This window comes from Paenibacillus sp. RC67, assembly GCF_030020805.1.
GTDB lineage: Bacteria > Bacillota > Bacilli > Paenibacillales > NBRC-103111 > Paenibacillus_S.
This window is the reverse complement of the sequence record NZ_CP125098.1, coordinates 5,074,620-5,098,034: the sequence shown is the minus strand read 5'-3', so window position 1 is coordinate 5,098,034 and position 23,415 is coordinate 5,074,620. Positions and strand designations below refer to the sequence as shown.

Sequence of the window (23,415 nt, the reverse complement as noted above, 5' to 3'; positions counted from 1 at the left end):
AAATTAGCCCTTAGAAAGCGCTTACTTAAAAGGGCGATAATCAACGATCGGAGGAACGAAGGAATGAAAAGAAATTGGGGGACGGTCGTGCTTTCCACCTTGGTAGTTTCCGGATTGACACTGACCGCATGCAGCTCGGATGCCCCGGGCAAAGAGAAAGCGGGCGGCTCCAACACAGATGCAGCAAAAGGCGTGTCAGCAGCCGGTTTTCCTATTGTGAAAGAGCCCATTAAGCTGAAAATGTTCACTAGGGTCGCTCCAACCAACGGGCCGTTTAAGGATATGCCGGTGTTCCAGGATTATGAAAAAATGAGCAATGTTCAGGTGGAATTCATCGAAGCGCCGACAGACGGGTTTAATGAAAAAAAGAACCTGCTGTTCGCATCAAACGAGCTCCCTGATGCTCTCTACCGCTCAGGCTTAACTCCGTTAGAAGCTATTCGTTACGGCTCAGGAGGGCAATTAATCCCGCTCGAGAAGCTGATTGATTCGTATGCGCCCAACCTTAAAAAGCTGATGGACACGTATCCTGAGATTCGCTCAGCCATAACGACACCTGAAGGCCATATTTATGCTATTCCTGGAATTGTAACCGTTAACTCGGCCAGAACCGATAAGCGATGGATGAATCAAGTATGGCTGAAAAAGCTGAACCTTAAGGAGCCTGAGACTACGGACGAACTGTACGAGGTATTGAAAGCGTTCCGGGATAAAGATCCTAACGGCAATGGCAAGCAAGACGAGATTCCGATGACGGCGCGCAACGGCCTAAGCATAGTCCCTATCATGGCGGGCTCTTTTGGCCTGGATTTCCAGTTAGGCTATAACATCAACCTGGAGAATGACAAGGTTAACATTTGGATGGGGAACGACCGTAATAAAGAGCTATTGATGTATTTGAATAAGCTGTATTCGGAAAAGCTGCTCGATCAGGAGCTGTTTACGCAGAAGGAAGCTCAATATCTTGCCAAGCAAGGATCAGCGAACACCGGCTTCTTCTTTGATCAGACGAACAACCCTATGCTGGATACCAAGGTGGCCGATCAATATATCGGGATAGCTCCTGTCAAAGGGCCTCACGGGGACAGACTGCAGCTCGCAGCTCCGGTACCACGGGATTTTGGAGCATTTGCCATTACCTCGGTTAACAAGTATCCGGAAGCAACGATGCGCTGGATCGATTATTTCTACGGCGACGAAGGCTCCACTTTATTGCGGTTCGGCCGTAAAGGCGACAACTATGAGCTGAAGGACGGAATTCCGTATTATACGGATGCTTTCTTGGCCACGGGGAATCAGTCCAAAATCACCCCTTATGCCGGAGGCGGGGCTCCGCATCTGATCAGTGAGAAGGTCGCTTCTTATATTAACCCGCCTCAGGTACAGGAAGCTCAGAAGAAGCTGGATCCATACATGCCGAAGATCCGCTACGCTGCGCCTATGTTCGATGAAGACACCGCTCAAAAAATCAACGTGCTGCGCAATGATATTGATAAATATTACGAGGAACAAAGCACCAAGTTTATAGCTGGCGCCCTTAGCTTCGACAAGTGGGGAGAGTTCCAGGCTACGTTGAAGAAGATGAAGATCGACGAGCTGCAAAAGCTGTATCAGGATGCTTACGATAACCTCAAGAAGCAAAAATAAGTTCATAAGATGGTTGGAGGGCTACAGATGAAGACTACAGCCAATACAGCCGGCGTTGCGTCTCGATCCAGATCGAGGCGCTCCAGCCTTTGGAGAGCTATGGCGAGCCGATACGATCTCTACCTTATGCTGCTCGTTCCGATCCTATGGTACCTTGTGTTCCATTATGGACCGCTGTACGGTTTGCAAATCGCATTCAAAAATTTCAGCCCGGCCAAGGGGATCTTAGGCAGCAAATGGGTGGGACTGGATCATTTCGAGCGTTTTATAGAATCTTACTATTTCTGGAGGCTGCTGTGGAACACCGTTTCCATTAACTTGTTCTCCCTACTTTTTGCTTTTCCAATTCCGGTTTTTCTTGCCTTGCTGATCAATGAGATCCGCAGCAAAGCCTTCAGCAAGATCGTGCAGAACGTCACGTATATTCCTCATTTTATTTCGGTCGTCGTGATGGTGGGGATGCTGATGCTGTTTCTATCTCCGCAGGGAGGCCCTGTGAATACGATCATTGAGGCCTTCGGCGGAGAACCGGTTCGATTTTTGGATTCCGCAGCCTGGTTCAAGACGCTTTTTATCAGCTCCAATATATGGCAAAACATGGGGTGGCAATCGATCATTTATATAGCGGCCCTTAGCGGAGTCAACCCGCAGCTCTATGAAGCGGCCAAGATGGATGGAGCCAGCCGGCTGCAGCGAATATGGCATGTATCCATTCCAGGCATTCTACCAGTGATCGTTATTCTGCTCATTCTAGATGTAGGACATTTCATGAATGTCGGCTTTGAGAAAATATTGTTGATGCAAAATAATCTGAATCTGGAATCCAGCGATGTCATCTCTACCTTTGTCTACTCGGCAGGGATTTTAAAAGGAGAATACAGCTATACGGCAGCCATAGGCTTGTTTAATTCCGTCGTTAACCTGGCGCTGCTGATACTTGTAAATCGCTTTGCCCGTAAAAAGGCCGAAACAAGCTTATGGTGAGGAGGATCATGCGGTGAGGGAAATAGCGTTCAAGAAAAAGAACTCAGATGAAGCCCTATTCGATATTATCGTCAACGTATTAGCTGCCCTTATATTGGTAGTGGTGCTGTATCCGCTGCTATTTATTGTCAGTGCATCCTTCAGTGATCCTGCCTTGGTACTGAACGGGGAGGTGGTTCTGCTGCCTAAACAGATTACGCTGGAGGCCTATCGGAATGTTCTTCAGAATAATCAAATATGGAGCGGGTACGGGAATACCATTCTCTATACGGCAGTAGGTACGGCGATCAACCTTGCTATGACGACATTAGCGGCTTATCCGTTATCAAGACCGGACCTGCCTGGGCGGGGAGTCATTATGTTTTTTGTTACGCTGACGATGTTTTTTAGCGGGGGGCTTATTCCATCCTATCTCTTAGTGAAAAATCTGGGCATGGTGGATACCATGTGGGCGCTGATCATCCCGGGAGCCATTGCCACGTATAATTTGATAGTCATGAGATCGTACTTTCAATCCAGTATTCCTTGGGAGATTCAGGAGGCTGCTCATATCGACGGCTGCTCGAACTGGAAGCTGTTGACTCATGTGATCCTGCCGCTTTCCAAGCCGATCTTAGCGGTGATGGTCCTGTTCTATGCAGTTGGTCACTGGAACTCTTATTTCAATGCCCTGATCTATATCCGCAGCAAAGACATGTACCCGTTACAGCTTGTGCTGCGTGAAGTGCTAATGGTCAGTCAGGCGGACGCCGTGGACAGCAATGTAGGATTGGAATCGAAAGTACTGCTCGCCGAGAGCATCAAATATGTCGTCATTATCATTTCCAGTTTGCCGGTATTAGTAATGTACCCGTTTGTACAGAGGCATTTTGTCAAGGGCGTTATGATCGGCTCTTTAAAAGGATAATCGGAGAGAAAGGATGCGTTGATTTCCATGGTGCAAGCAAGAGCTAAAATACAGGTGGATACGAATCAAATCGGCAAAGATCGAATCAATCCTTATTTGTTCGGTCATTTTGTGGAGGACATTCGCGATCATATGGATGCCATGCTAGCCTATCCTTTATCGGATATGGATTTTGAAAGTATGGATGATTCGTTCCGAGGGCTTGCCGGATGCTGGCGTCCTTATACGAACGGGAAAAGCACCGTCTATGCGCTCGAACCGGCGGCTGCGCATCATTCTGGCCATAGTCAGCTGGTGCGCAGCTTTAGCGGCGACGAAGGGTACGCAGGCATAAGCCAATCCATTGCTGTGAAACAGGATCGGAATGGTTATCATTTGCAGGTGTACGCAAGAGCTTCTATCGATATCAAATGGCTCATAGCTGAGATCGTAGATAAGCATAGTGAAGACGTGCTTGCTTCGACGCGATTGGACCTGGTTAGCCATAACTGGGAGCAATATGAGTCCAGCCTCAGGGTGTCACGCGACTGCGAGCATGCGGAGTTCAGGCTGTACGTTTCTTCGGAGCATGAGCGCTGGTTGGATCATGTTTCTACAGGGATGCTGTGGATCGATCACGTATCGCTCTTGCCCTCTGACAGTGTAGGCAATGTTCGCAAGGAAGTCATCGATATGACCAGGGACTTGAATGCCGGCATGATGCGGCTCGCCGGGAATTATATTAGCGCCTACCATTGGCAGCAGGCTATCGGCCCTGTATATGAGCGGCCTTGTGTGATCAACGAAGCATGGGGTGGATGGACGAACAAGTATTTTGGCACGGATGAGTTTATCCGATTTTGTCGCGAGCTGAAGGTGGAGCCGTTGATTTGCGTCAACGACGGTTCGGGTACGCCGGAAGAAGCGGCCCAATGGGTGGAATATTGCAATGGCGATGCGAATACGCCTATGGGTAGACTGAGAGCCGCTAACGGGCACGTCGAGCCTTATGGCGTGAAGTACTGGGAGATTGGCAACGAAGTGTGGGGTGCCTGGCAAGTGGGCCATTGCAGCGCAGAGACATTCGCAGAACGCTGCGTGCGGTTTGCCGAATCCATGAAGGCGGTTGCTCCCGGAATTATATTACTGGCATGCGGAGATGCCAAGATGGATTGGAATCGAACCTTGCTGGAGCGGGCTGCTGAGCATTTCGATTACTTAACGCTGCATTTATATCACGGTTACGGCCGATTCGGAATGAACGAGCGCACGCCAAAGGAAGATCGCTATAAAGCAATGGTCTCTTATCCGGAATGGACGAGAGAAACTTTGAGGAAATTGAGGGAAATGCTTGACTCCTCTGAACGTTACTCCCACCTGAAGGTGGCGATCACGGAATACAACACGATGTATTATCCAAATACCATTCGTAAAGGTCTTCCGAATGAACATACTCTGGAAGCGGCTGTCGCGAATGCTTCGAATCTGAATGAATTTATTCGAAATTGCGATCTGGTGGAAATCGGCAGCTTCTCCGATCTGGTCAACGGCTGGCTTGGAGGATGTATCCGGGTGGGGGACTACTTCGCGGATCAGTTCCGCGGTAAAGCTCCAGGCTGGAGCGGTAAATCCCTGACCGTATATGGGACGCCAAGCTATTACGTTATGACTATGTATGCGAACAGAGACTTGGCCTATGTCGTTCAAAGCCATACGGAATGCGGCAGCTTTGAGGTTCATAGCCCTCTGTCCGAAGCGCCTCGGCTTAATGACCTGCCGAATCTGGATGTTGTCGCTTGTCTGAATGGCGATGGGGATAAGCTGACCGTCTTTATGGTCAACCGCAGCCTCGAAGAGACGATAACCGAAGTGCAGCTGTGCGGATTCGCAGCGTCAGGGACAGCGAAGCTGTTAGAACTGACCGATGACGATTATGAAGGTATCAATAGCGTACATAATCCAAATCATATGGTCTGTGTAACCCATGAAGTACCATTTTCTAATGATCATGTAACCTGCCGTCTGAAGGCGTCTTCCGTCTACGTCTTGGAACTCTCACGATAACAGGTTCATAACTAATGGAAAAGATGATATGGATCAAGAAAGCAGGACTCATTACCGGTGCGGCGGTTATCATTCTCCTGGTTATTGTGATGATAATTCAGCCTTGGGAAAAGAAAGGAGCGGACCGAATGGTTCTATCCATGCAGAGGACATATGAGAATCCGTTCACATTAGATCAGGAATGGGAAGATTACGGGATCGGCGACCCCTACGTTCTCCGTTATGATGGCAAATATTATCTGTATTGCAGCACAAAAGATCGAAGAGTCGGGATCAAGGCCTGGAGCTCCGATGATCTTGTGAACTGGCGCTATGAAGGCTTAGTGACGGAAGAGCCCGTTAGCGTTGGAGCCTATGCACCGGAGGTTGTCTATTGGAACGGAGCGTTCTATATGTACACCTCTCCGGCGGGCAAGGGACATTACGTCCTGCAAAGCGACAAGCCGACGGGACCCTTTGTGAAGAAGACGGATAATCTCGGCTTGACGATCGACGGCTCCGTCTTTATCGATGACGATGAAAAATGGTATTTCACGCATGCCAAATTCGGTGGCATTATGGCGAGCCCGATGACCGATCCGTACACGATCGAACCGGATAAGCAGCTGAACACTTCGCTCGGGCATTGGACGGAGGGATCGATGATTATCAAGCGCAACGGACGCTATTTCATCACCTACACGGGCAATCATGTGTTCAGCAGAGGATATCGCGTTAATTACGGAGTAGCTCACAAATCTCCGACAGGAACTTATACGATCCCAGAGAACAACCCGATCCTGATTTCCACCGACAACGACTTTAACGGTCTCGGACACAGTGCAACCGTCATAGGCCCGGACCTCGATTCTTATTATATGGTTTACCATAATCTGATCGGCCGTTCCGCGGAAGGACCGCCGGTACGCAAGCTGAACATGGATCGTCTCGTATTCAACGGTGACAAAATGGCGGTGCTTGGACCGACGCACGGAACTCCACAGGAAGCGCCAAGGCTTCCCGAATTTCAAGATCTGCCGGGTGCGACACCATCCCAAGATAAGTGGGGGTCGGCTGTTCAACCCGGTGGTGATGAGACCCTGCTGAGCCGAACAAGCTCAGGCAGCCGTTATACGGCGGAATACAACTTCAGTTTGAAGCAAGTTCCTAATACAGGGCATGCATCTTCCTTGGATGTAGTATTTGCATACAGGGATTCGGGGAATTTCCGCATAGCTCGGGTAGAAGCAACGACGATGGAGCTGAAGTTGATCGATCGCGTGAACGGGGTCGAGGCAACGGCTGCAGTGATTCCGCTGCCCAAGGGCACCGACCTGACGAAGCTGCACACAGTTCGCATCGAGTCGGATTCAAGCGGCACGAAGCTCTACTGGGACGGGCTGCTGAAGATAGAGCAGGCTGCTATGACAGCCGAGCCGGGACGCATCGGCTATGCATGGCCGGAAGGAGCCAAGCCGGACCTGCACTACACCGCTTTCTCTAATGAAGCGGGGGGCAGCAGCGATTCGAAGGTGATTAAGCCGCTGCCGGGAGCGGTAGAGGCTGTTCATGGAGAACGTGACGGCAATGCGGTCATTCACTCGGGAATAACACCCGATGGCAGCGATGCCGTGGCCCTCACGAAGAAGGGCGATAGGGTCTCGTTCCCGGTGAATCCTCGCCAGGACGGATCTTATCTAATCTCCGTTAACGTTTCCAAATCCTCGGCTGGCTCCACGCTGATGCTTGAAGCTGGCGGACGAACAAAGGAAATTAAGCTGGATGCTTCCTTATTCGCAGAAGATTCAGATTGGACGAAAGTACCTCTGGGCGCGTTTGAGATGAAAACAGGTCCGCAATGGTTGACGATTCGTCTCCAGAAAGGTGAGGCTGCCTTGAGGTTCATGGAGGCAGGTCTAACAGAGCCCGTGCCGGAGCAATCGGTCATCAAGCCGTCCGACGTCGGTATTGTGAATCGATTCGGCGGTAATTCCGGGTGGACGGACTATACCGTAAGCTTCGACGTGACCCTGAAAGAAGCTGCGAAGGACGAGTTAGGAGTCCTGCTGCGCACATCCAACGAATCTGAATTTCGCGATCAGGTTAAAGATGCCTACATGGGCTATGCGCTTGTATTTCGCGGCGACAGGGTCGTTCTCACTCGAGTAAGCTACGAGAATGTAGCGGATAAAGCGTCCGGTTCCCTTTCTTTTAATCCCGGTCAGACCCGCCGGATTACCGTAAAGCTGCAGGGAGCTTCAATAGCCGTTTACTCTGACGGCAGCAAGGAACCGGTCTTGAAGTGGACGGATCCGTCCGCATTCCTTGAGGGCCGAGTAGGGCTAAGGGGCGTTTCGACGGCCTGGACCGTATCGCCGCTTACCGTAACGAAAAATAAATAATGGCTGGAACTGAGGGAGTGGAAGAAACAAGATGACAACCAAAAAATATATAAAGGACTATCCAAGGCCTCAATTCGTGAGGGACAACTGGGTCGATCTGAACGGCGAGTGGCGCTTCGGTTTCGACGATACCCGCACCGGTGAAGCCGAGGGCTGGCAGCGAAGCTTCGGGGGAGACCGCAGCATTGTCGTTCCCTTCACATACGAGACGAAGGCTAGCGGCATCGGGGAGGAAGCTCATCATCCGTGCGTCTGGTACAATCGACAGCTGGATATTCCAACAACGGCTGAAGGCAAGCGCATCCTCTTGCATTTTCAAGCGGTCGATTATATAGCCAAAGTGTGGGTTAACGGTGAATGCATCGGAAGGCATCAGGGCGGCTATGCCGCGTTTACGTTCGATATCACTCCATACGTAACGTTCGGGTCCTTAAACGAGCTTACCGTCAAGGTGGAGGACAGCAAGGACGCTGCCCAGCCGCGAGGAAAGCAGCGGTGGGTGGACGATAATTTTGAATGCTTCTATGTGCAGACGACGGGGATCTGGCAATCCGTTTGGCTGGAATACGTCGAGCAGGAATACGTCGATTCGGTAAAAATCACACCGGACCTTGATTTCAATAACGTTAAATTCGAGTACCAGGTCAAAGGAGAGCTTCACGCCGGCAGCGGATTAAGGTTGGAAACGATCATCACCATGAAGGGCCGCCAGGTCAAACAGGCTAGCTTGATGATCGACCGCCCTTGGCTGTCGTTAGAGGTCGACCTCATTCACGAAATGAACGGTCCGTGGAAGCGCTGCTATTGGTCGCCTGCGCATCCGAATCTGTACGATGTGGAATTTATTCTTTACCGTGATGACAAAGTGATTGACCATGTCTACTCCTACTTCGGCATGAGAAAGATATCCATCGAGAAGGATAAAGTGCTGCTGAACAATGTCCCGATCTATCAGCGCTTGCTGCTAGATCAAGGCTATTGGCCGGACAGTCACTTAACGCCTCCATCCGAGGAAGCGCTGATCGAGGATATTGATCTCCTTCTGGAGATGGGCTATAACGGTGTCCGTAAGCACATGAAGGTGGAGGACGCCCGATTCCTGTATTGGTGCGATGTCAAAGGCGTGCTGGTCTGGTCGGAGATGGCGGCCACCTTCGAGTTTAACGATCAAGCCGTGCAAAATTTCACAACTGAGTGGATGGAGGTTGTCCGTCAGCAGTATAACCATCCCTCCATTATTACATGGGTTCCTTTCAACGAATCTTGGGGCATTATGAATATTTTCAAGGATCGTAGACAGCAGAAGTTCACCGAAGCGATCTATCATATAACTAAGGCGTTCGATCCGAACCGCCCGGTGGTGACGAACGACGGTTGGGAGCATACGATATCCGATATCTTGACGCTGCACGATTATGTGGAAAAGAAAGATCGCTTCCTGAAGCGCTACGCAAGCAAAGAGGACATCGTAAACAACCAGAAAACGTTCAATCAATGGAAATATGCCTTCGCTGACGGCTACAGCTACCAGGGGCAGCCGATTATCATTAGCGAATTCGGCGGCATCGCCTTCAAATCCGACAAAGGCTGGGGGTACGGAGGACAGGTGGCCTCGGAGGAAGCGTTCCTTGAACGGTTCCGCGGCATTCACGAAGCGATTAAACAAACGGATTACATCGTCGGGTACTGCTATACGCAGATTACCGACGTCCAGCAAGAGGTGAACGGGCTGTTGACAGAGGATCGCAAGCCAAAGGTGCCGATGGAGAAGATCAGGGAGATTAACCTAAGCTGACGATAAGGAAAATGTAACGAAAAAAGCCTTCTTCTGACCTACGGGTTCAGAGAAGGCTTTTCATTTCCCCTTTAGATCATTCATTTTTTGCAACCAATAATCCGTACATATCGCGATCAATTCTTTTGCCGCTTGGCTTAGATAACTGTCTTTTTTGTAGCTGGCTGCAATTTCCCAGACCGGTTGCTGCCGGAGGGAGAAGAAAGTAACGTTTCGTTGCGGCTTCGCGTAACTGATCGGTAAGACGGAACAGCATAACCCCTCGGCAACCATTTCATATAGCGTTTCACAGCTCCTTGTTTCCAATAAAACAGGAGGAGAGATGTTGTCTTCAGCTAGAAGACGATCGTAGATTTCGCGAAGCGTGGATCCATGCTGCATGACGGCAAAGGAGTCCTGTTCGAAATGCTTTAGGCTAGTTGCAGGAAGCGGTTCGCCAAGCTTACCTCCCTGATAGGCAATCGGATGGGAGCTAGGCACTCCCAAAATAATCTCCTCCGAACAGATAGGAAGGTACACATCCTTTGTTTTCTGAAAATCCTGGAGCGTTACAAAGCCTATATCCAGATTCCCCTGGGCTATTTCGTACTGCTGCTTTTTTACGGGCATTTCAAGGGGCTCGATTTTTACTTTGGGATACTTTTTGTAAAAAATCGGGTAGACAGACGCGAACATATCGGTACCCCGCTCGGGAGTTAAACCAATCGTTAATTTGCCTTCTTTGATTTCCAGCAGATCATTGATTTGGTTGTAGGTTTCTTTTTTGATCTGCAGGATGTTTCTGGCGTTTTCCACATAGATGGCTCCAGCCAGTGTCAGATGCCAATTGCTCCTCGAGCGAACGAAGAGCTGTGTCCCTAATTCTTTTTCGAGCTTCAATAGCTGTTGATTTAGAGCGGATTGGGTAATGAACAGCTTTTCCGCAGCTTTGGTAATGTTGTTTTCCTCCGCAATTTGGATCATATATTCCAACTGCTTCAAGTCCATCTTCCAACGCCTCTCTACTCTTAATTTTTTTAAGAGAAAACTCACTTTTATCACTTTTACTTTTCAATAATTACAGCTTACTATGAGTTTGATTCATGAACAAGTGTTGTGCAGAGAGGAGATCGTTATCATGACTACTCCACGATCCAAAGCAGAGAAGCCGCTGTATATCAGAGTGAATCCAAAGGATAATATGGCAATTGTGGTCAACACGGGAGGATTGCCGGAAGGAACCGTATTCCCATGCGGACTTAGACTCCTTCAGCATGTTCCGCAGGGACATAAGGTAGCCCTTACCCATATCGATCAAGAGGAGAAGATCATTCGTTACGGAGAAGTGATCGGCTACGCTTTGAAGAAGATTTCAAAAGGAAGCTGGATTGATGAATCGCTGGTAAAATTGCCTGAGCCGCCGCAATTGGAGGATTTGCCTATAGCAAGCTGCGTACCGGAACCGCTTCCTCCTTTAGAAGGCTACACCTTCGAAGGATACATCAATGAAGACGGCAGCGTTGGAACGAAAAATATTTTGGGAATCACGACCAGTGTACAGTGTGTTGCCGGCGTACTTCACTATGCGGTAAAGAAAATAAAGGAAGAGCTGCTTCCATGTTATCCGAATGTCGAGGATGTTGTCGCGCTAACCCATACTTACGGCTGTGGGGTGGCGATTAACGCTCCGGATGCCATCATTCCCATACGCACGATTCAGAATATCACAAGAAACCCGAACTTTGGCGGTGAACTCTTGGTCGTTGGGCTGGGATGTGAGAAGCTGCTTCCCGAACGCTTGGTACCTGACGGAGAAACGGGTAAGATCATGACCTTACAAGAGAGTCACGGTTTTATTCCCATGGTGAAAGTGATCATGGCGATGGCAGAGGAACGGCTCGACAGATTGAATCGACGGAAGCGCGTCACTTGTCCCGCATCGGCTCTGGTTGTTGGATTGCAATGCGGTGGGAGCGATGCTTTTTCGGGAATTACCGCGAATCCTGCAGTCGGGTACACTGCCGATTTGTTGGTACGTGCGGGAGCTACGGTTATGTTCTCCGAGGTAACGGAAGTCAGGGATGCTGTTCATTTGTTGACACCGCGAGCAATCAATGAGGCCGTTGGGAGGGCTTTGATCCGCGAAATGCAGTGGTATGACGATTACCTGCAGAACGGTAGGGTGGACCGCAGCGCGAATCCTACTCCCGGCAATAAAAAAGGCGGACTTGTCAACATTGTTGAGAAGTCCCTCGGGTCCATCGTGAAATCGGGCACGAGTCCGATCGTCGGCGTGCTGTCTCCGGGCGAAAGGGCTGTCGAGAAAGGACTGTTATTCGCGGCAACGCCTGCCAGTGATTTCGTATGCGGGACGCTGCAACTGGCTTCCGGAATCAATGTGCAGGTGTTTACTACGGGCAGAGGCACTCCCTACGGCTTGGCCGCAGCTCCTGTTATCAAAGTGTCAACGAGAAATACTTTGGCGGATCAATGGCATGATCTTATCGATCTGAATGCGGGAACTATTGCGACGGGAGAAGCGACCATCGAAGAAGTGGGCTGGGAGTTATTCCGTCTCATTTTGGATATCGCGAGCGGAACGAAGAAAACTTGGGCGGACCATTGGGGGCTGCACAATGATTTGGCTCTATTCAATCCGGCACCTGTCACCTGAATGGAAGAAAACCCGTTATTGATATAAAAGGCTGAGTCAGCCTGTTGTGAAACCTCTCAACAAGCCTTCTTACTATATGGCATATGGCAGAAAGCCGGGGCGCTGCCCCGGCCTTCTTGATTCAAAAGTTAATTATCCAATTCTACACAATCGTATGCCCAACCCGCGCTCAACCAGGAGCTCAAGTCACTTGAACCGCTAGCAGGCGTGATGGTCAGGGTGTTCGTGCCTGCTACAAAATTAGTTGCCGGTATGCTCCACGTAAAGGTCGTATTATTTCCACGGTAAGTGCCGATAGTGATGCTGCGTGAGTTGGGTTGAGTTGAGGCGCTAGGTACGCTCAATGAAGTACCGTTGATAGCAACACTTGGACGACCGTTGTTATAGGCTGCGGTTATGCCGATTTTTAACGTATGTGCGGCGGCAGCCTGGGCAGAAGTCAAATTGAAGGTGATTCTTGATCATTACCGTAGTACTTTGAAGTGGTTGTTCCATCGGAGTGACTAAATACGTCCGTACTCTCAACATTTCCGTTATTTCCACTGTTATTGGAATTAGGTGGAACGTTAGTAAGAACGTTGGAATTACCGCGGAAAATGTACCGTAATTCGCCGACAGACGGCTCAGTGGTGGTGTAGGTTGCCATGTAGATGTTATTTTCACCAGCACGGGAAACGTAGTAGTGGGTGATTGAGCCACTGTTTGACATGATTGCGGTAGACGTAGCAGTGATTGTCACGATAGAACCTGAGGACGATGTGTTCCAGGTGACAGTAGCTGATCCAAAGCCTGAAGCAATTTGTGAATATTTGCCGGACGAAGTTGTGAGCTCGATGCCATTCAACTTGCATGAAATCATATCACCGTTGGATTTATTAATTGTGTAAACCAAGCCTGCCCCGGTGTCCACAACAATGGTGGAGCCGTTATCCGTGACGCCAATTCCAGCAGCGTAACCGATATTCACATGGAAAAGACTTGCACCAACAACAATAACCATAGCTAGAAGAATAACGACTAATTTTCTCATTATTGAAAAGCGCACATCATAAGAAGATGGATAACTGTTCTGTTCTAACCGGATAGAAATGTCCTTTTTCATAAACTGTAAACCTCCATTCTTTTGAATGCCTTTCCTCAAAGCAAACATCTATCAAACATCCTATATCCAAATACTTCAGCAATCACCTCCTGATCTCCAATTTCCCATTTATTTGTAAGCGCTTACTGCGATCGGAATCATTATTTCAAGTAAATCCCCAATTGTAAATTGGACTTTTTTGCAATACTTGTACAATTTGGTATTTAGCTTGAATTGTTAGCCTTTTATATAACTGGTTAAGGATGTATGTTAGAAATATTAAATCCAACATAGAACAACAACTATACAGAATAATCAACAATCTTAATCAAAAATTAACATAGAAATAACGATCCGTTAACAAAACTAAGTTACATTTTAAATTGAAAAGAAATTGACACTTAGCAAAGAAAAGGGAGAGATAGTACATGAAAAAAGTAGTTAAGCTTTCTGTTGCAGTAACGTTGTTGGCATCACTTCTTGTGGGATGTGGTACAAACAAAACCACAACATCGGGCAAACCAGGAGAGGCAGACGCAGGACAAGCTGCAGTCAACAATAAAGAGCTGACGGTTTATACAGCGCTGGAGGATGACCAAATCAAATCGTACTTGGAAACGTTCAAGAAAGCTCATTCCGATCTAAAAATCAATATCGTTCGCGATTCCACCGGTGTTATAACAGCTAAATTACTCGCCGAGAAAGACAATCCGCAAGCTGATGTCGTCTGGGGTACGGCTGCAACCAGCTTGCTTGTGCTGAATCAAAACAGTATGTTGGAGCCTTATGCCCCAAAAGGTGTGGAGCGTGTCGTTCCAGAGTTTAAAGATACGGCAAATCCGCCGACTTGGGTCGGGATCGATGCTTGGGAGACGGCTTTCGTTGTGAATACCAAAGAAATGGAAAAACGCAATCTGCCAATCCCGCAATCGTATGAGGATTTGGTGAGGCCGGAGTATAAAGGTTTAATTACGATGCCAAATCCGGCTGCCTCGGGTACAGGTTTCCTGACCGTCAGCGCGCTGGTGCAATTAATGGGTAAAGATAAAGCCTGGTCATTTATGGACAAGCTGCACGACAATATCGGCATGTATACGCAATCCGGCTCCAAACCATCCAAGATGGCAGGCACTGGCGAATACCCGATAGGGATTTCTTTCGGCTATCGTGGTATTACCGAGAAGAAAGGCGGAGCTCCTGTTCAAGTCGTGTTCCCTAAAGAAGGTTCCGGCTGGGATGTGGAAGCCAATGGACTCATTAAGAAAAAGGCACTTAAGCCTGTTGCCAAAGAATTCCTTGATTGGGCGATAAGTGAAGATGCCATGAAGGAATATAACAAAAACTATGCGATTCTCAGTGTAAAGAGCGATAGCAACCAAATTCCGGAAGGCTATGAGAAAGATCCGGTAAAACAATTAATTAAAAACGACTTGAATTCGATGGCCAAAGAACGTGACGGCATTCTTACTGAATGGCAAAAGCGTTACGACTCGAAGAGCGAAGGTAAAAAGTAATCCGTTTGCCGTAAATGAGAGGTAGGACATTATGACAGACTACTTAAAGATAAATAATGTAAATAAATCGTTCGGTAAATTTGATGCTTTAAAACAAATTCAAATTGGCATCCAAAAAGGAGAGTTTGTTTGCCTTCTTGGACCAAGCGGCTGCGGTAAGACGACGCTGCTTCGAATCCTTGCTGGACTGGAATCGTCTGATTCCGGTTCGGTCGTTATGAATGGGAAGGATATTACCTATGTATCCCCTGCCAAGCGCAATTTCGGCATTGTATTCCAATCGTACGCCTTGTTTCCCAATCTGACGGCATATGAAAATATTACTTACGGTTTAAAAGGAAAGGGAATGGCCAAGCAGGATATTCACAGGAAAGTGGAAGAAATGCTGGAGATGGTTGGACTTAGTCAAGCGAGAGATCGCTATCCTTCGCAGCTTTCCGGCGGACAGCAGCAGCGTATTGCTTTGGCTAGAGCGATTGCGTTATCACCAGATGTTCTGTTGTTGGATGAACCGTTATCTGCCCTCGATGCAAAGGTACGCCATAAGCTGCGGCAGGAAATATGTGATTTACAGAAAAGGCTTGGCATAACGACGGTCATGGTGACTCATGATCAGGAAGAAGCTCTCACGATGGCCGACCGGATCATTGTAATGAATCATGCGGAAGTCATTCAAATCGGAACGCCGGAGGATATCTATGATAGGCCAAGAACCCCTTTTGTCGCCGATTTTATCGGGACTATGAATTTTATCCATCAGCAAGCGGATCCGAGAAGCGAACGAAAGGATGAATGTTTGTTATCTGTTCGGCCTGAGCATATCCGAATCGTATCGAAGCCTATGGAAGGCGGAATTCATGTTGCTCTGAAATTCATTGAATTTCGAGGTTCCTTTTACCGGATTACGGTACAGACCGTGCTGAAAAGCCATCGAATCGACGCAGGACAAACTTTAAAAATCGATGTACCGGTCGAAGAGTTCCGCCATTTGAGGATGGATAAAGGAGACAAATTTACCATCGTTATTCCTGAAGAGAGCCTAATTTCTTTCAAAGATCCAGTTGAGCTGGACATGGAGTTGCTTGAAACGGCGGTAAGTAAATGAGGAGTACACGAAGTATGTTATTTAAACTAAAGACAAGGCAAAAAGCTAGAGTCGATGGGTGGTACATTCGGTTTTTGTTGATCTGTATGCTTGTCATATTGACGATATCTATCCTCTTACCTCTGGGCGATTTATTCGTAAAGGCATTTCACAATCAGCAGGAGGAATGGGTAGGCCTAACCCATTTTGCCAAATATTTGTCTACTCCAGCATTGTCAAGATCGGCAGGGCATTCGATTTATGTTTCTCTCATTACTACATTGATTTCCGTGGGAGGTGCATTTTTTTATGCTTACGCATTGACGCGCACGAGGATACCAGGCAGTAGATGGTTCCGTTACATCGCTCTGCTGCCTTTGTTTGCACCGACGATGATGCATGGGATTGCTTTGACCTATTTATTCGGCAACCAAGGGTTAGTGACTACAGGACTGTTCGGGCTGCTTCCAGGATGGAATATTCATTTGTACGGAAGCACCGGGATTATAATATCTGAGGTCATTTATACGTTTCCGCAGGCATTTTTGATTCTCATTGTATCATTCTCCATAGCGGATTATCGATTGTACGAAGCATCGGAAACGCTTGGAGCCGGGAAGTGGAAACAGTTCCTCTCCATAACGCTTCCTCAAATGAAATACGGCTTGATCGGTTCGCTCTTTGTTTGTTTCACACTCAGCTTTACTGACTTCGGTGCTCCCAAGGTAGTAGGAGGCCAGTACAACGTGCTGCCGACGGACATCTACAAACAGGTCATAGGACAGCAGAACATGTCTATGGGTGCGGTGATCGGCATACTACTGACAATTCCCGCTATAGCGGCATTTTTCATCGACCGGTTTGTGGAACGCATGCAGAAGACCATGGTATCCGTGAAATCGACGCCCTATCAAATCAAGCCTAGCCGGTTGCGTGATTTAATCTATACGGCATATTGTACGATTATCGCTTCAGGCATCGTGGTATTGCTTCTTACGGTACTCTTCGCATCACTAGTTAAGGTGTGGCCGTATGATTTGAGTGTTACGTTGAAGCATTACGATTTCTCCAACGTATCTGCCGGCGGGTTGACTCCTTTCTGGAACAGTCTGCTTGTTGCGCTGCTAACAGCCATCATCGGTACGGTCATTGCGTTTGTACATTCTTATCTTATTGAAAGGGTACGAATCTGGAAAGCAGCTCGGCAAATCGGTTATTTCATCTCTTTACTCCCGTTAGCCTTGCCTGGGCTGGTTATCGGACTTGGATATATTTTTTTCTTCAACCGTCCTGAAAACCCTTTGCATGGGCTATACGGAACGATCTGGATAATTGTGCTGGCGAATATCGTGCATTTTTACTCGGTTTCGTTCGTTACCGCAACAACATCGCTGAAGCGATTGGATAAAGAGTATGAAATCGTTTCGGAATCAATGGGTGTGCCGGTTTATCGCCTGTTTTTCCGTGTTGCAGTACCGATATCGCTTCCGGCTTTATTGGAAATTGGAGTGTATTATTTTGTCAACTCTATGGTAACCATTTCGGCAGTGGTCTTTCTGTATTCGCCGGATTTCAAGCTTGCTTCGGTTTCCATAGTCAATATGGACGATGCGGGTGACGTGGCGGCTGCGGCGGCTATGGCAAGCCTTATCATGCTGGCGAATATCATAGTCAGATTAGGCTACGAATATTTGTCCCAGCGTTTGTTGAAAAGGACGGATGCTTGGGAGAGAAGAGCTTAGCTTCTTCTAAAGTGCAACTTATGGAACTATACAGTTACATCGAGTGCTTTAACTTGGATGAGAAGTGAAACAAACATAGTAATTATCACACCTATAAGGAGGCCTCACCTTAATGCCCCGAATCAAATTGACGCTATTGGCATCCATTTTCTGCTTCGTCGCGGTGTTCCTGTTGTTTATTTATGATGACTACCGAGTACCTCAGGCCTACGCAGTTTCGAACGATACGGATTTATTTGATAAGCAAATCTTATATTTGCCATTTGAGAGCAGTACGCTTGACGCTTCAGGCAATGGGAATAACGGTACGGTTAAAAACACACTGACTTATACGGCCGGAACAATCGGAGATCAGGCCATCGATACGACGCAAGGTGGATATGTGAATATTGCCGACTATAACAATAGCAGCAGTAAATTCAGGTTCGGTGCCGCCCAAGATTTTACGGTCTCCTTCTGGATGAAAGCCAACAGCTCGGTTATCGGGACAGCCGATGCTACCATTGTCTCCAACAAGGATTGGTCGGGCGGTGCTAATCAAGGTTGGGAAATAGGCGTATATAACCACTATTTGACGTGGAATTACAAGGGTGCCAATTTGGCGCGGATGGATTTGCACAAGTCCAGCTTGAATAACAGCAGTCCCATTCAGCTTATCGTGGACGATAACCAATGGCATCATATCGTCGTCTCGCATAATCGTACCGGGAATGCCACCTTTTACATGGACAATGTCCTGAAGAAAACGATCAGCATTGCCGGTGCGGGCACGATTGATCCGGTAACGATCTTAAACCTGAACATCGGTGTAGATGGCAAGCAAAACATTCCATTTAAAGGGCAGCTTGACGATTTCCGCATCTTCACCAAAGCACTCAATAATGATGAAGTTCAGTTATTGTACAACATCAAGTCGACCCAGAATAACAACGATGCTCCAAGCTGGCCATCGAACAGCTCACTGACAGGAACCCCTGTCGATCCTAACGGTTATCAATTGACATGGCCGTCGGCTACGGCCCATGCTGCAGCGGACAGCATGGGCGTAACACAATACATGGTATACAAAAACAATAATTTACTAGCAACAGTAGATAGTTCAACGAATACATATACCGCCTATGGCTTCGCGACAGGGGAGTTGGCCACTTTTCGGGTAGAGGCTATGGATCGGCTTGGCAACTTGACGTCTAACGGACCCTCGATCAGCTACAGAGTACCAGGCATCGGATTAAACTTCGAGCAAGCAAACCTGACCGTTGGAGAAACCGCCGTACTTGAAGCATCGGTCGATTCGCCAAGTACGATATTGCATTGGACTATTGACAATTCAAGCATCGGGCGGATAGAACCCAACGGAAACAAAGCTGTTATTACCGGATTAGCGGTTGGTACTGCAAATGTAACGGTGACCGGAGGAGGCGTTACCGCAACATGTAAAATCACTGTAACGGCATCATCCGTACCGGATGACAGCGGCAAGATCTTCGCATACACAACGGACGACACGTTTGTGCAAGGCAATCCGGGAACCGGCAATTACGGCAGCCAGTCCATTATAAACATCAAGAACAGCACGACAGTCGACAACTATTTGCGCTACGGTTTTTTGAAATATAATTTGAGCGGCATCAAAAGGGAAGATGCGGATAATATCGAATCGGTGAAGCTTAAGCTGTATGGAGCTATCAGTGATTCGCGAGCAACGGATGCCACACTTCAGGATATAACGGCCTTTGGGATTTCCGACGATAGCTGGAATGAAGGCACCCTAACCTATAACAACATGCCCGCTATGGGCGATAGTATTCAGACCATCTCATTCAATAATAAGCTGCAATGGCGCGAGTACGACATCACATCGTATGCAAAAGCTCGTCTGTCCGCAAATAAACTGGTCAGCGTGGCACTGAAGGAAGTAGGCAGTGATTATACGATGAACGTGTACAGTAAGGAGAATACGGCAGGCTCCTATGCCTCTTATTTGGAAGTAACAACCAAGCTGAAAAGACCGGTTGACACCCTGTGGCCAAACGGCACTCAAATTAACATTCAAAGGAATGCGGATGGCGGAGTACTGCTTTCGTGGCCTGAGGCGGTTGACGTTCTGGGAGTGGATAAATACCGGATTTCCATGGACGGTAAAGTCATAGCGACCGTTCCGGCAGCATCCCGGCAATTCAGTCTGAAAGCGTTGCGTCCTGGCAGTACCTATACGGTTGATATCGAAGCGGGTGTAACGACAGGACGCTGGGCGGCACCGATTCTTTCCACAACCTACCTTGTGCCCGGGAATATCATGGCTGGCACGGATGAAAAGGCGGATTTGCTGGACTATCGCTTTGAACAATCCGCTACGGAAGACAACAGCCCGGGGCACCATAATGGATTTTCAATCGGTTCGGCCGGTGTAAGTTATGATCCAACCTTTGGCAAGAACGTTTTGTCGCTGGACGGCAGCGGTTCTTATGTCCAAGTTCCGCATCAATTGGCACTGAGTCCCGAATATATGTCCATTATCACTTCTTTTTCATTGGAAGATTTGTACAGTTCGCAGACGATCGTGGCCAAGAACAATCAGTCCGATTATGTTCTGCAATATAATCCGATTACGAGGAAGCTGGAAGCCTGGTTTTATGTATGGGACATGCTCGGCAGCGCAGGAGCGTATATCATTGTCGAAAGTACCCCGACACTTGAGGCTAACAAAATCTATCATGCCGTCGCAACCTACGATGGATTGACGGCAAAGCTATATCTTAACGGAGTGGAAGTGGGCAGCCAGTCTAGAGCCGGCGCGATAGGCGGTTCGACCAAAGTGGATCTGGGTATTGGAGCTTCCATTGATAATGCGGGGAGAGCATCCGGTTATTTGAAAGGGAACATCGGATTAATTCAACTGTACAGCAAAGTATTTGCGGCAGCTGATGTACTTACCCTGTACAACACTTATTTGGCAGGCAGCAAGCCCGAAGATGTTGCAGCGATACAGTGGGACATTCCATCTGAATGGACCATAGGTCAAGCTGGACAAGCCGTCGTTAAGAAGAAAAATGCCGGCGGCGTAGAAAGCGAGCTTCAACAAGGTGTCGTTTATAAAAGCTTGAATCCTGCAGTAGCTTCGATTTCTAGCTCGGGTCTGATTACACCACAGAGTAAAGGGACGGCAAAGTTAACAGCTCAATACGGCATGTATAATGCCGACGTTACCATTACAGTCAAAGAACCTGTAGCGCAATATATTGTACTTGAAGGTCCTGTTGAACTGAAAACCGGGACAACTGATTCTTTGCTGACAAAGGTCTTTTATAAAGAGGGAACTAATGAAGTCCTAACCTCTGGTGTAGCATACACTTCAGATCAACCTAAGGTGGCAACCGTCGACAATCAAGGCGTTGTACATGCTCTAGAGCCAGGTGAGGCTGTGTTGCATGCGGCGTGGAACGGGCTGCAGGCAGATTGGTTCGTCAAGGTCGTGCCAGACAAGCCCGTTGTTGATCCAAGTCAGCCTCAGATGGAGTCATTACTATTTAAAGGACCATCCGTATTGTTAGTCGGTGAAACTGCGAATACGGTTGTCCGAGCGGTATACAATGACCAATCGTCCATCGTTCTGCATCGGGATGTCCTATACTCTAGCGACAACACCGACATAGCGTTCATCGATTCCGTAACGGGAGCCATCTATGGGGCGAAGACGGGGATTGTTACTTTCAAGGCATCCTATCAAGGCTTTAACGCTCAGTTCTCCACGGTTGTGAAGAATCAGAAGGACCCGGAGCCTCCGACGGAACCGGATAAGCAGCTGCAATCCCTTCGCTTAGTAGGACCGAAAAGCGTGAAAGCCGGGGAGCAAGCTTCGTTCACATTGGAAGCTCTCTATGATGATAAGACTACCGTTACTGTAACGAACTCGGCACAGTGGACTGCAACGAATCCGGTTATACTCCGGGTTGACGCTCCTGGACAGTTCACGGGACTTCAGCAAGGTACAACGGTAGTACTGGCAACGTATCAACAGCTGCATACCCAAGCTTCACTTACTGTCATAACGGATACGCCTTCGACTGAGCCGAGCAGCAAGCTGCAATCGCTTCGCTTGACAGGTCCCCAGGACGTAAAGGCAGGGGAGCAGGCAGTATATGCTTTAGAAGCAGTGTATGATGACGCCACCACGATATCCGTTACAGGTTCAGCGCAATGGACTGTAGCAGACTCTTCCTTGCTGCGTCTGGATGGACCCGGTAAACTGACCGGCTTGAAGCAAGGCAATACGGTGCTAACAGCCACTTATGAGAACTTGAAGGTACAAACATCTATTGCTGTACGATCGGAGCAAGGTGCAGATCATGGTGACAGTGGAGGCGATGACTCTTCCGGCAGCAGTGGTTCAGGCAGCTATGGAAGCGGCGGCAGTAGTGGTAGTGGGTCAAGCGTTTCAGATGCAAACGTGAGCAACGGCGTGATGGATCTGAGTGAAACGGATGTAAAACAGGCGGTAGGGAATGCTGCCGTATCACTCGGAACGGATGTATCCAAAGTGACATTACCGGTTAACGCCGGAGAGCTTCTGGGCAACCAAATGCTCCGGCTTGAACAAAATGGTCTGGTACTGCAAGTGCCGGGGAAACTGCTTCAAACTGCGCCGGTCGACGGTGTAGACGATAAGAATCAAGCGCGAATTGCGATCTCGCTGCCGATCATTTCCGGCTCGTTGAAAGATGCTCTGATTGGTCGTGCCGAAGCATTCTCCAATTCCAAACTTAATCCCGTATCGCCGATTTACGATTTTAATATCGCCGTCCAATCGGCTAATGGGCAGGACAGACCGATTGCTCATTGGACTGAACCGGTGCAGGTCACTTTGCCAGTGCCTGCGAATGCAGATAAACAACTGCTTGGCGTCTACCAATTGTTTGCTGACGGCAGCATGAAATACATCGGAGTACAATGGACCGATGCGGGCATCCAGGCTGAGCTGCGCGAAAGCGGTAAATACGCTGTGTTGGAGTATCGAAAAATATATAACGATGTTCCTTCAGCTCACTGGGCTTTTCGTTCGATTCAGATTATGAGCGCCATGCATAAGGCTGAAGGCTCTACCAACCATTATTTTTACCCGAACCAGGCAATAACGCGAGCCGAATTTGTCGCATTGCTGGTGAAGTCATTGAATCTCCCGCTTGAAACGGCTGCCCAATTCCATGATGTGCCGACAGATGCTTGGTATTCATCTTATATTGGAGGAGCGGTGACGTCAGGGTTAGTTGAAGGCAAAGACGGAAATCATTTTGATCCGGAAGCGACGATCAGCAGAGAGGAAATGGCCGTATTGCTGGTTCGCGCTTACAAGCACACAGCCGGGAAACAAGAGCTTGACCGGGAATTCAAATTCGCCGACGCCGATCGATTCGCTCCATGGTCTCTAGCTTCCGTGAATCGTTCTGCACAGTTGGGATTGATGGAAGGCAGAGAAGACGGAATGTTCTACCCGAGCGATTCCGCTACGCGTGCCGAAGCGGTACAAGTACTGTTGAGATTGCTGAATCAATAGTTGAAAGACAACAACCATCTCAATGTAGGA

The 23,415-nt window shown here is 48.3% G+C and carries 14 protein-coding genes; 11 read left to right on the top strand and 3 right to left on the bottom strand.

Going from position 1 to position 23,415, the window contains the following annotated elements; all coding sequences use genetic code 11:
- Window positions 1-63 precede the first annotated feature (63 nt).
- The 6 genes from QMA13_RS23240 to QMA13_RS23215 are packed head-to-tail and all read left to right on the top strand — an operon-like array spanning window position 64 to window position 9,757.
- Window positions 64-1,647, top strand: a complete 1,584-nt coding sequence (locus QMA13_RS23240) for an extracellular solute-binding protein (protein ID WP_282936118.1) — start codon at window positions 64-66, stop codon at window positions 1,645-1,647.
- Between the two features lie 27 nt (window positions 1,648-1,674).
- Window positions 1,675-2,631 (top strand): ABC transporter permease, encoded by a 957-nt coding sequence (locus QMA13_RS23235; protein WP_282936117.1) that lies wholly within the window; start codon window positions 1,675-1,677, stop codon window positions 2,629-2,631.
- Window positions 2,632-2,644: 13 nt separating this feature from the next.
- Window positions 2,645-3,538 (top strand): carbohydrate ABC transporter permease, encoded by an 894-nt coding sequence (locus QMA13_RS23230; RefSeq protein WP_282936116.1) that lies wholly within the window; start codon window positions 2,645-2,647, stop codon window positions 3,536-3,538.
- Window positions 3,539-3,565: 27 nt separating this feature from the next.
- Window positions 3,566-5,581, top strand: a complete 2,016-nt coding sequence (locus QMA13_RS23225; RefSeq protein ID WP_282936115.1) for an alpha-L-arabinofuranosidase C-terminal domain-containing protein — start codon at window positions 3,566-3,568, stop codon at window positions 5,579-5,581.
- Window positions 5,582-5,595: 14 nt separating this feature from the next.
- Window positions 5,596-7,962, top strand: a complete 2,367-nt coding sequence (locus QMA13_RS23220; RefSeq protein ID WP_282936114.1) for a glycoside hydrolase family 43 protein — start codon at window positions 5,596-5,598, stop codon at window positions 7,960-7,962.
- 31 nt (window positions 7,963-7,993) lie between these two features.
- A complete protein-coding gene (locus tag QMA13_RS23215; RefSeq protein WP_282936113.1) occupies window positions 7,994-9,757 on the top strand; it encodes a glycoside hydrolase family 2 protein in 1,764 nt (587 codons plus the stop codon).
- A 60-nt stretch (window positions 9,758-9,817) separates the two neighbouring features.
- On the opposite strand, the gene QMA13_RS23210 is transcribed toward QMA13_RS23215, so the two are convergent.
- A complete protein-coding gene (locus QMA13_RS23210; protein ID WP_282936112.1) occupies window positions 9,818-10,744 on the bottom strand; it encodes a LysR family transcriptional regulator in 927 nt (308 codons plus the stop codon).
- Between the two features lie 130 nt (window positions 10,745-10,874).
- Between QMA13_RS23210 and garD the strand changes: the two genes are divergently transcribed.
- Window positions 10,875-12,410 (top strand): galactarate dehydratase, encoded by a 1,536-nt coding sequence (garD, locus tag QMA13_RS23205; protein ID WP_282936111.1) that lies wholly within the window; start codon window positions 10,875-10,877, stop codon window positions 12,408-12,410.
- Between the two features lie 128 nt (window positions 12,411-12,538).
- On the opposite strand, the gene QMA13_RS23200 is transcribed toward garD, so the two are convergent.
- Together QMA13_RS23200 and QMA13_RS23195 are read right to left on the bottom strand one after the other, a co-directional pair.
- Window positions 12,539-12,853, bottom strand: coding sequence for a polysaccharide lyase family protein (locus tag QMA13_RS23200; RefSeq protein ID WP_282936110.1), 315 nt, complete (start codon window positions 12,851-12,853; stop codon window positions 12,539-12,541).
- Window positions 12,850-13,512: a rhamnogalacturonan lyase B N-terminal domain-containing protein gene (locus QMA13_RS23195; RefSeq protein ID WP_282936109.1), complete on the bottom strand. Its 663-nt coding sequence runs from the start codon at window positions 13,510-13,512 to the stop codon at window positions 12,850-12,852. Before QMA13_RS23195 ends, QMA13_RS23200 begins: the two co-directional genes overlap by 4 nt.
- A 407-nt stretch (window positions 13,513-13,919) precedes the next feature.
- Here QMA13_RS23195 and QMA13_RS23190 point away from each other — a divergent pair, with 407 nt between their 5' ends.
- The 4 genes from QMA13_RS23190 (at window position 13,920) to QMA13_RS23175 (ending at window position 23,385) form a co-directional block, all read left to right on the top strand.
- Window positions 13,920-15,005 carry a putative 2-aminoethylphosphonate ABC transporter substrate-binding protein gene (locus QMA13_RS23190; RefSeq protein ID WP_282936108.1) on the top strand — a complete coding sequence of 362 codons (1,086 nt, stop codon included), beginning with the start codon at window positions 13,920-13,922 and terminating at the stop codon, window positions 15,003-15,005.
- A 31-nt stretch (window positions 15,006-15,036) separates the two neighbouring features.
- Window positions 15,037-16,110 (top strand): putative 2-aminoethylphosphonate ABC transporter ATP-binding protein, encoded by a 1,074-nt coding sequence (locus QMA13_RS23185; RefSeq protein ID WP_282936107.1) that lies wholly within the window; start codon window positions 15,037-15,039, stop codon window positions 16,108-16,110.
- Window positions 16,111-16,124: 14 nt separating this feature from the next.
- On the top strand, window positions 16,125-17,831 hold the full coding sequence (locus QMA13_RS23180; protein WP_282936106.1) for a putative 2-aminoethylphosphonate ABC transporter permease subunit: 1,707 nt from the start codon (window positions 16,125-16,127) through the stop codon (window positions 17,829-17,831).
- Window positions 17,832-17,943: 112 nt separating this feature from the next.
- On the top strand, window positions 17,944-23,385 hold the full coding sequence (locus tag QMA13_RS23175; protein WP_282936105.1) for a LamG-like jellyroll fold domain-containing protein: 5,442 nt from the start codon (window positions 17,944-17,946) through the stop codon (window positions 23,383-23,385).
- Window positions 23,386-23,415 lie beyond the last annotated feature (30 nt).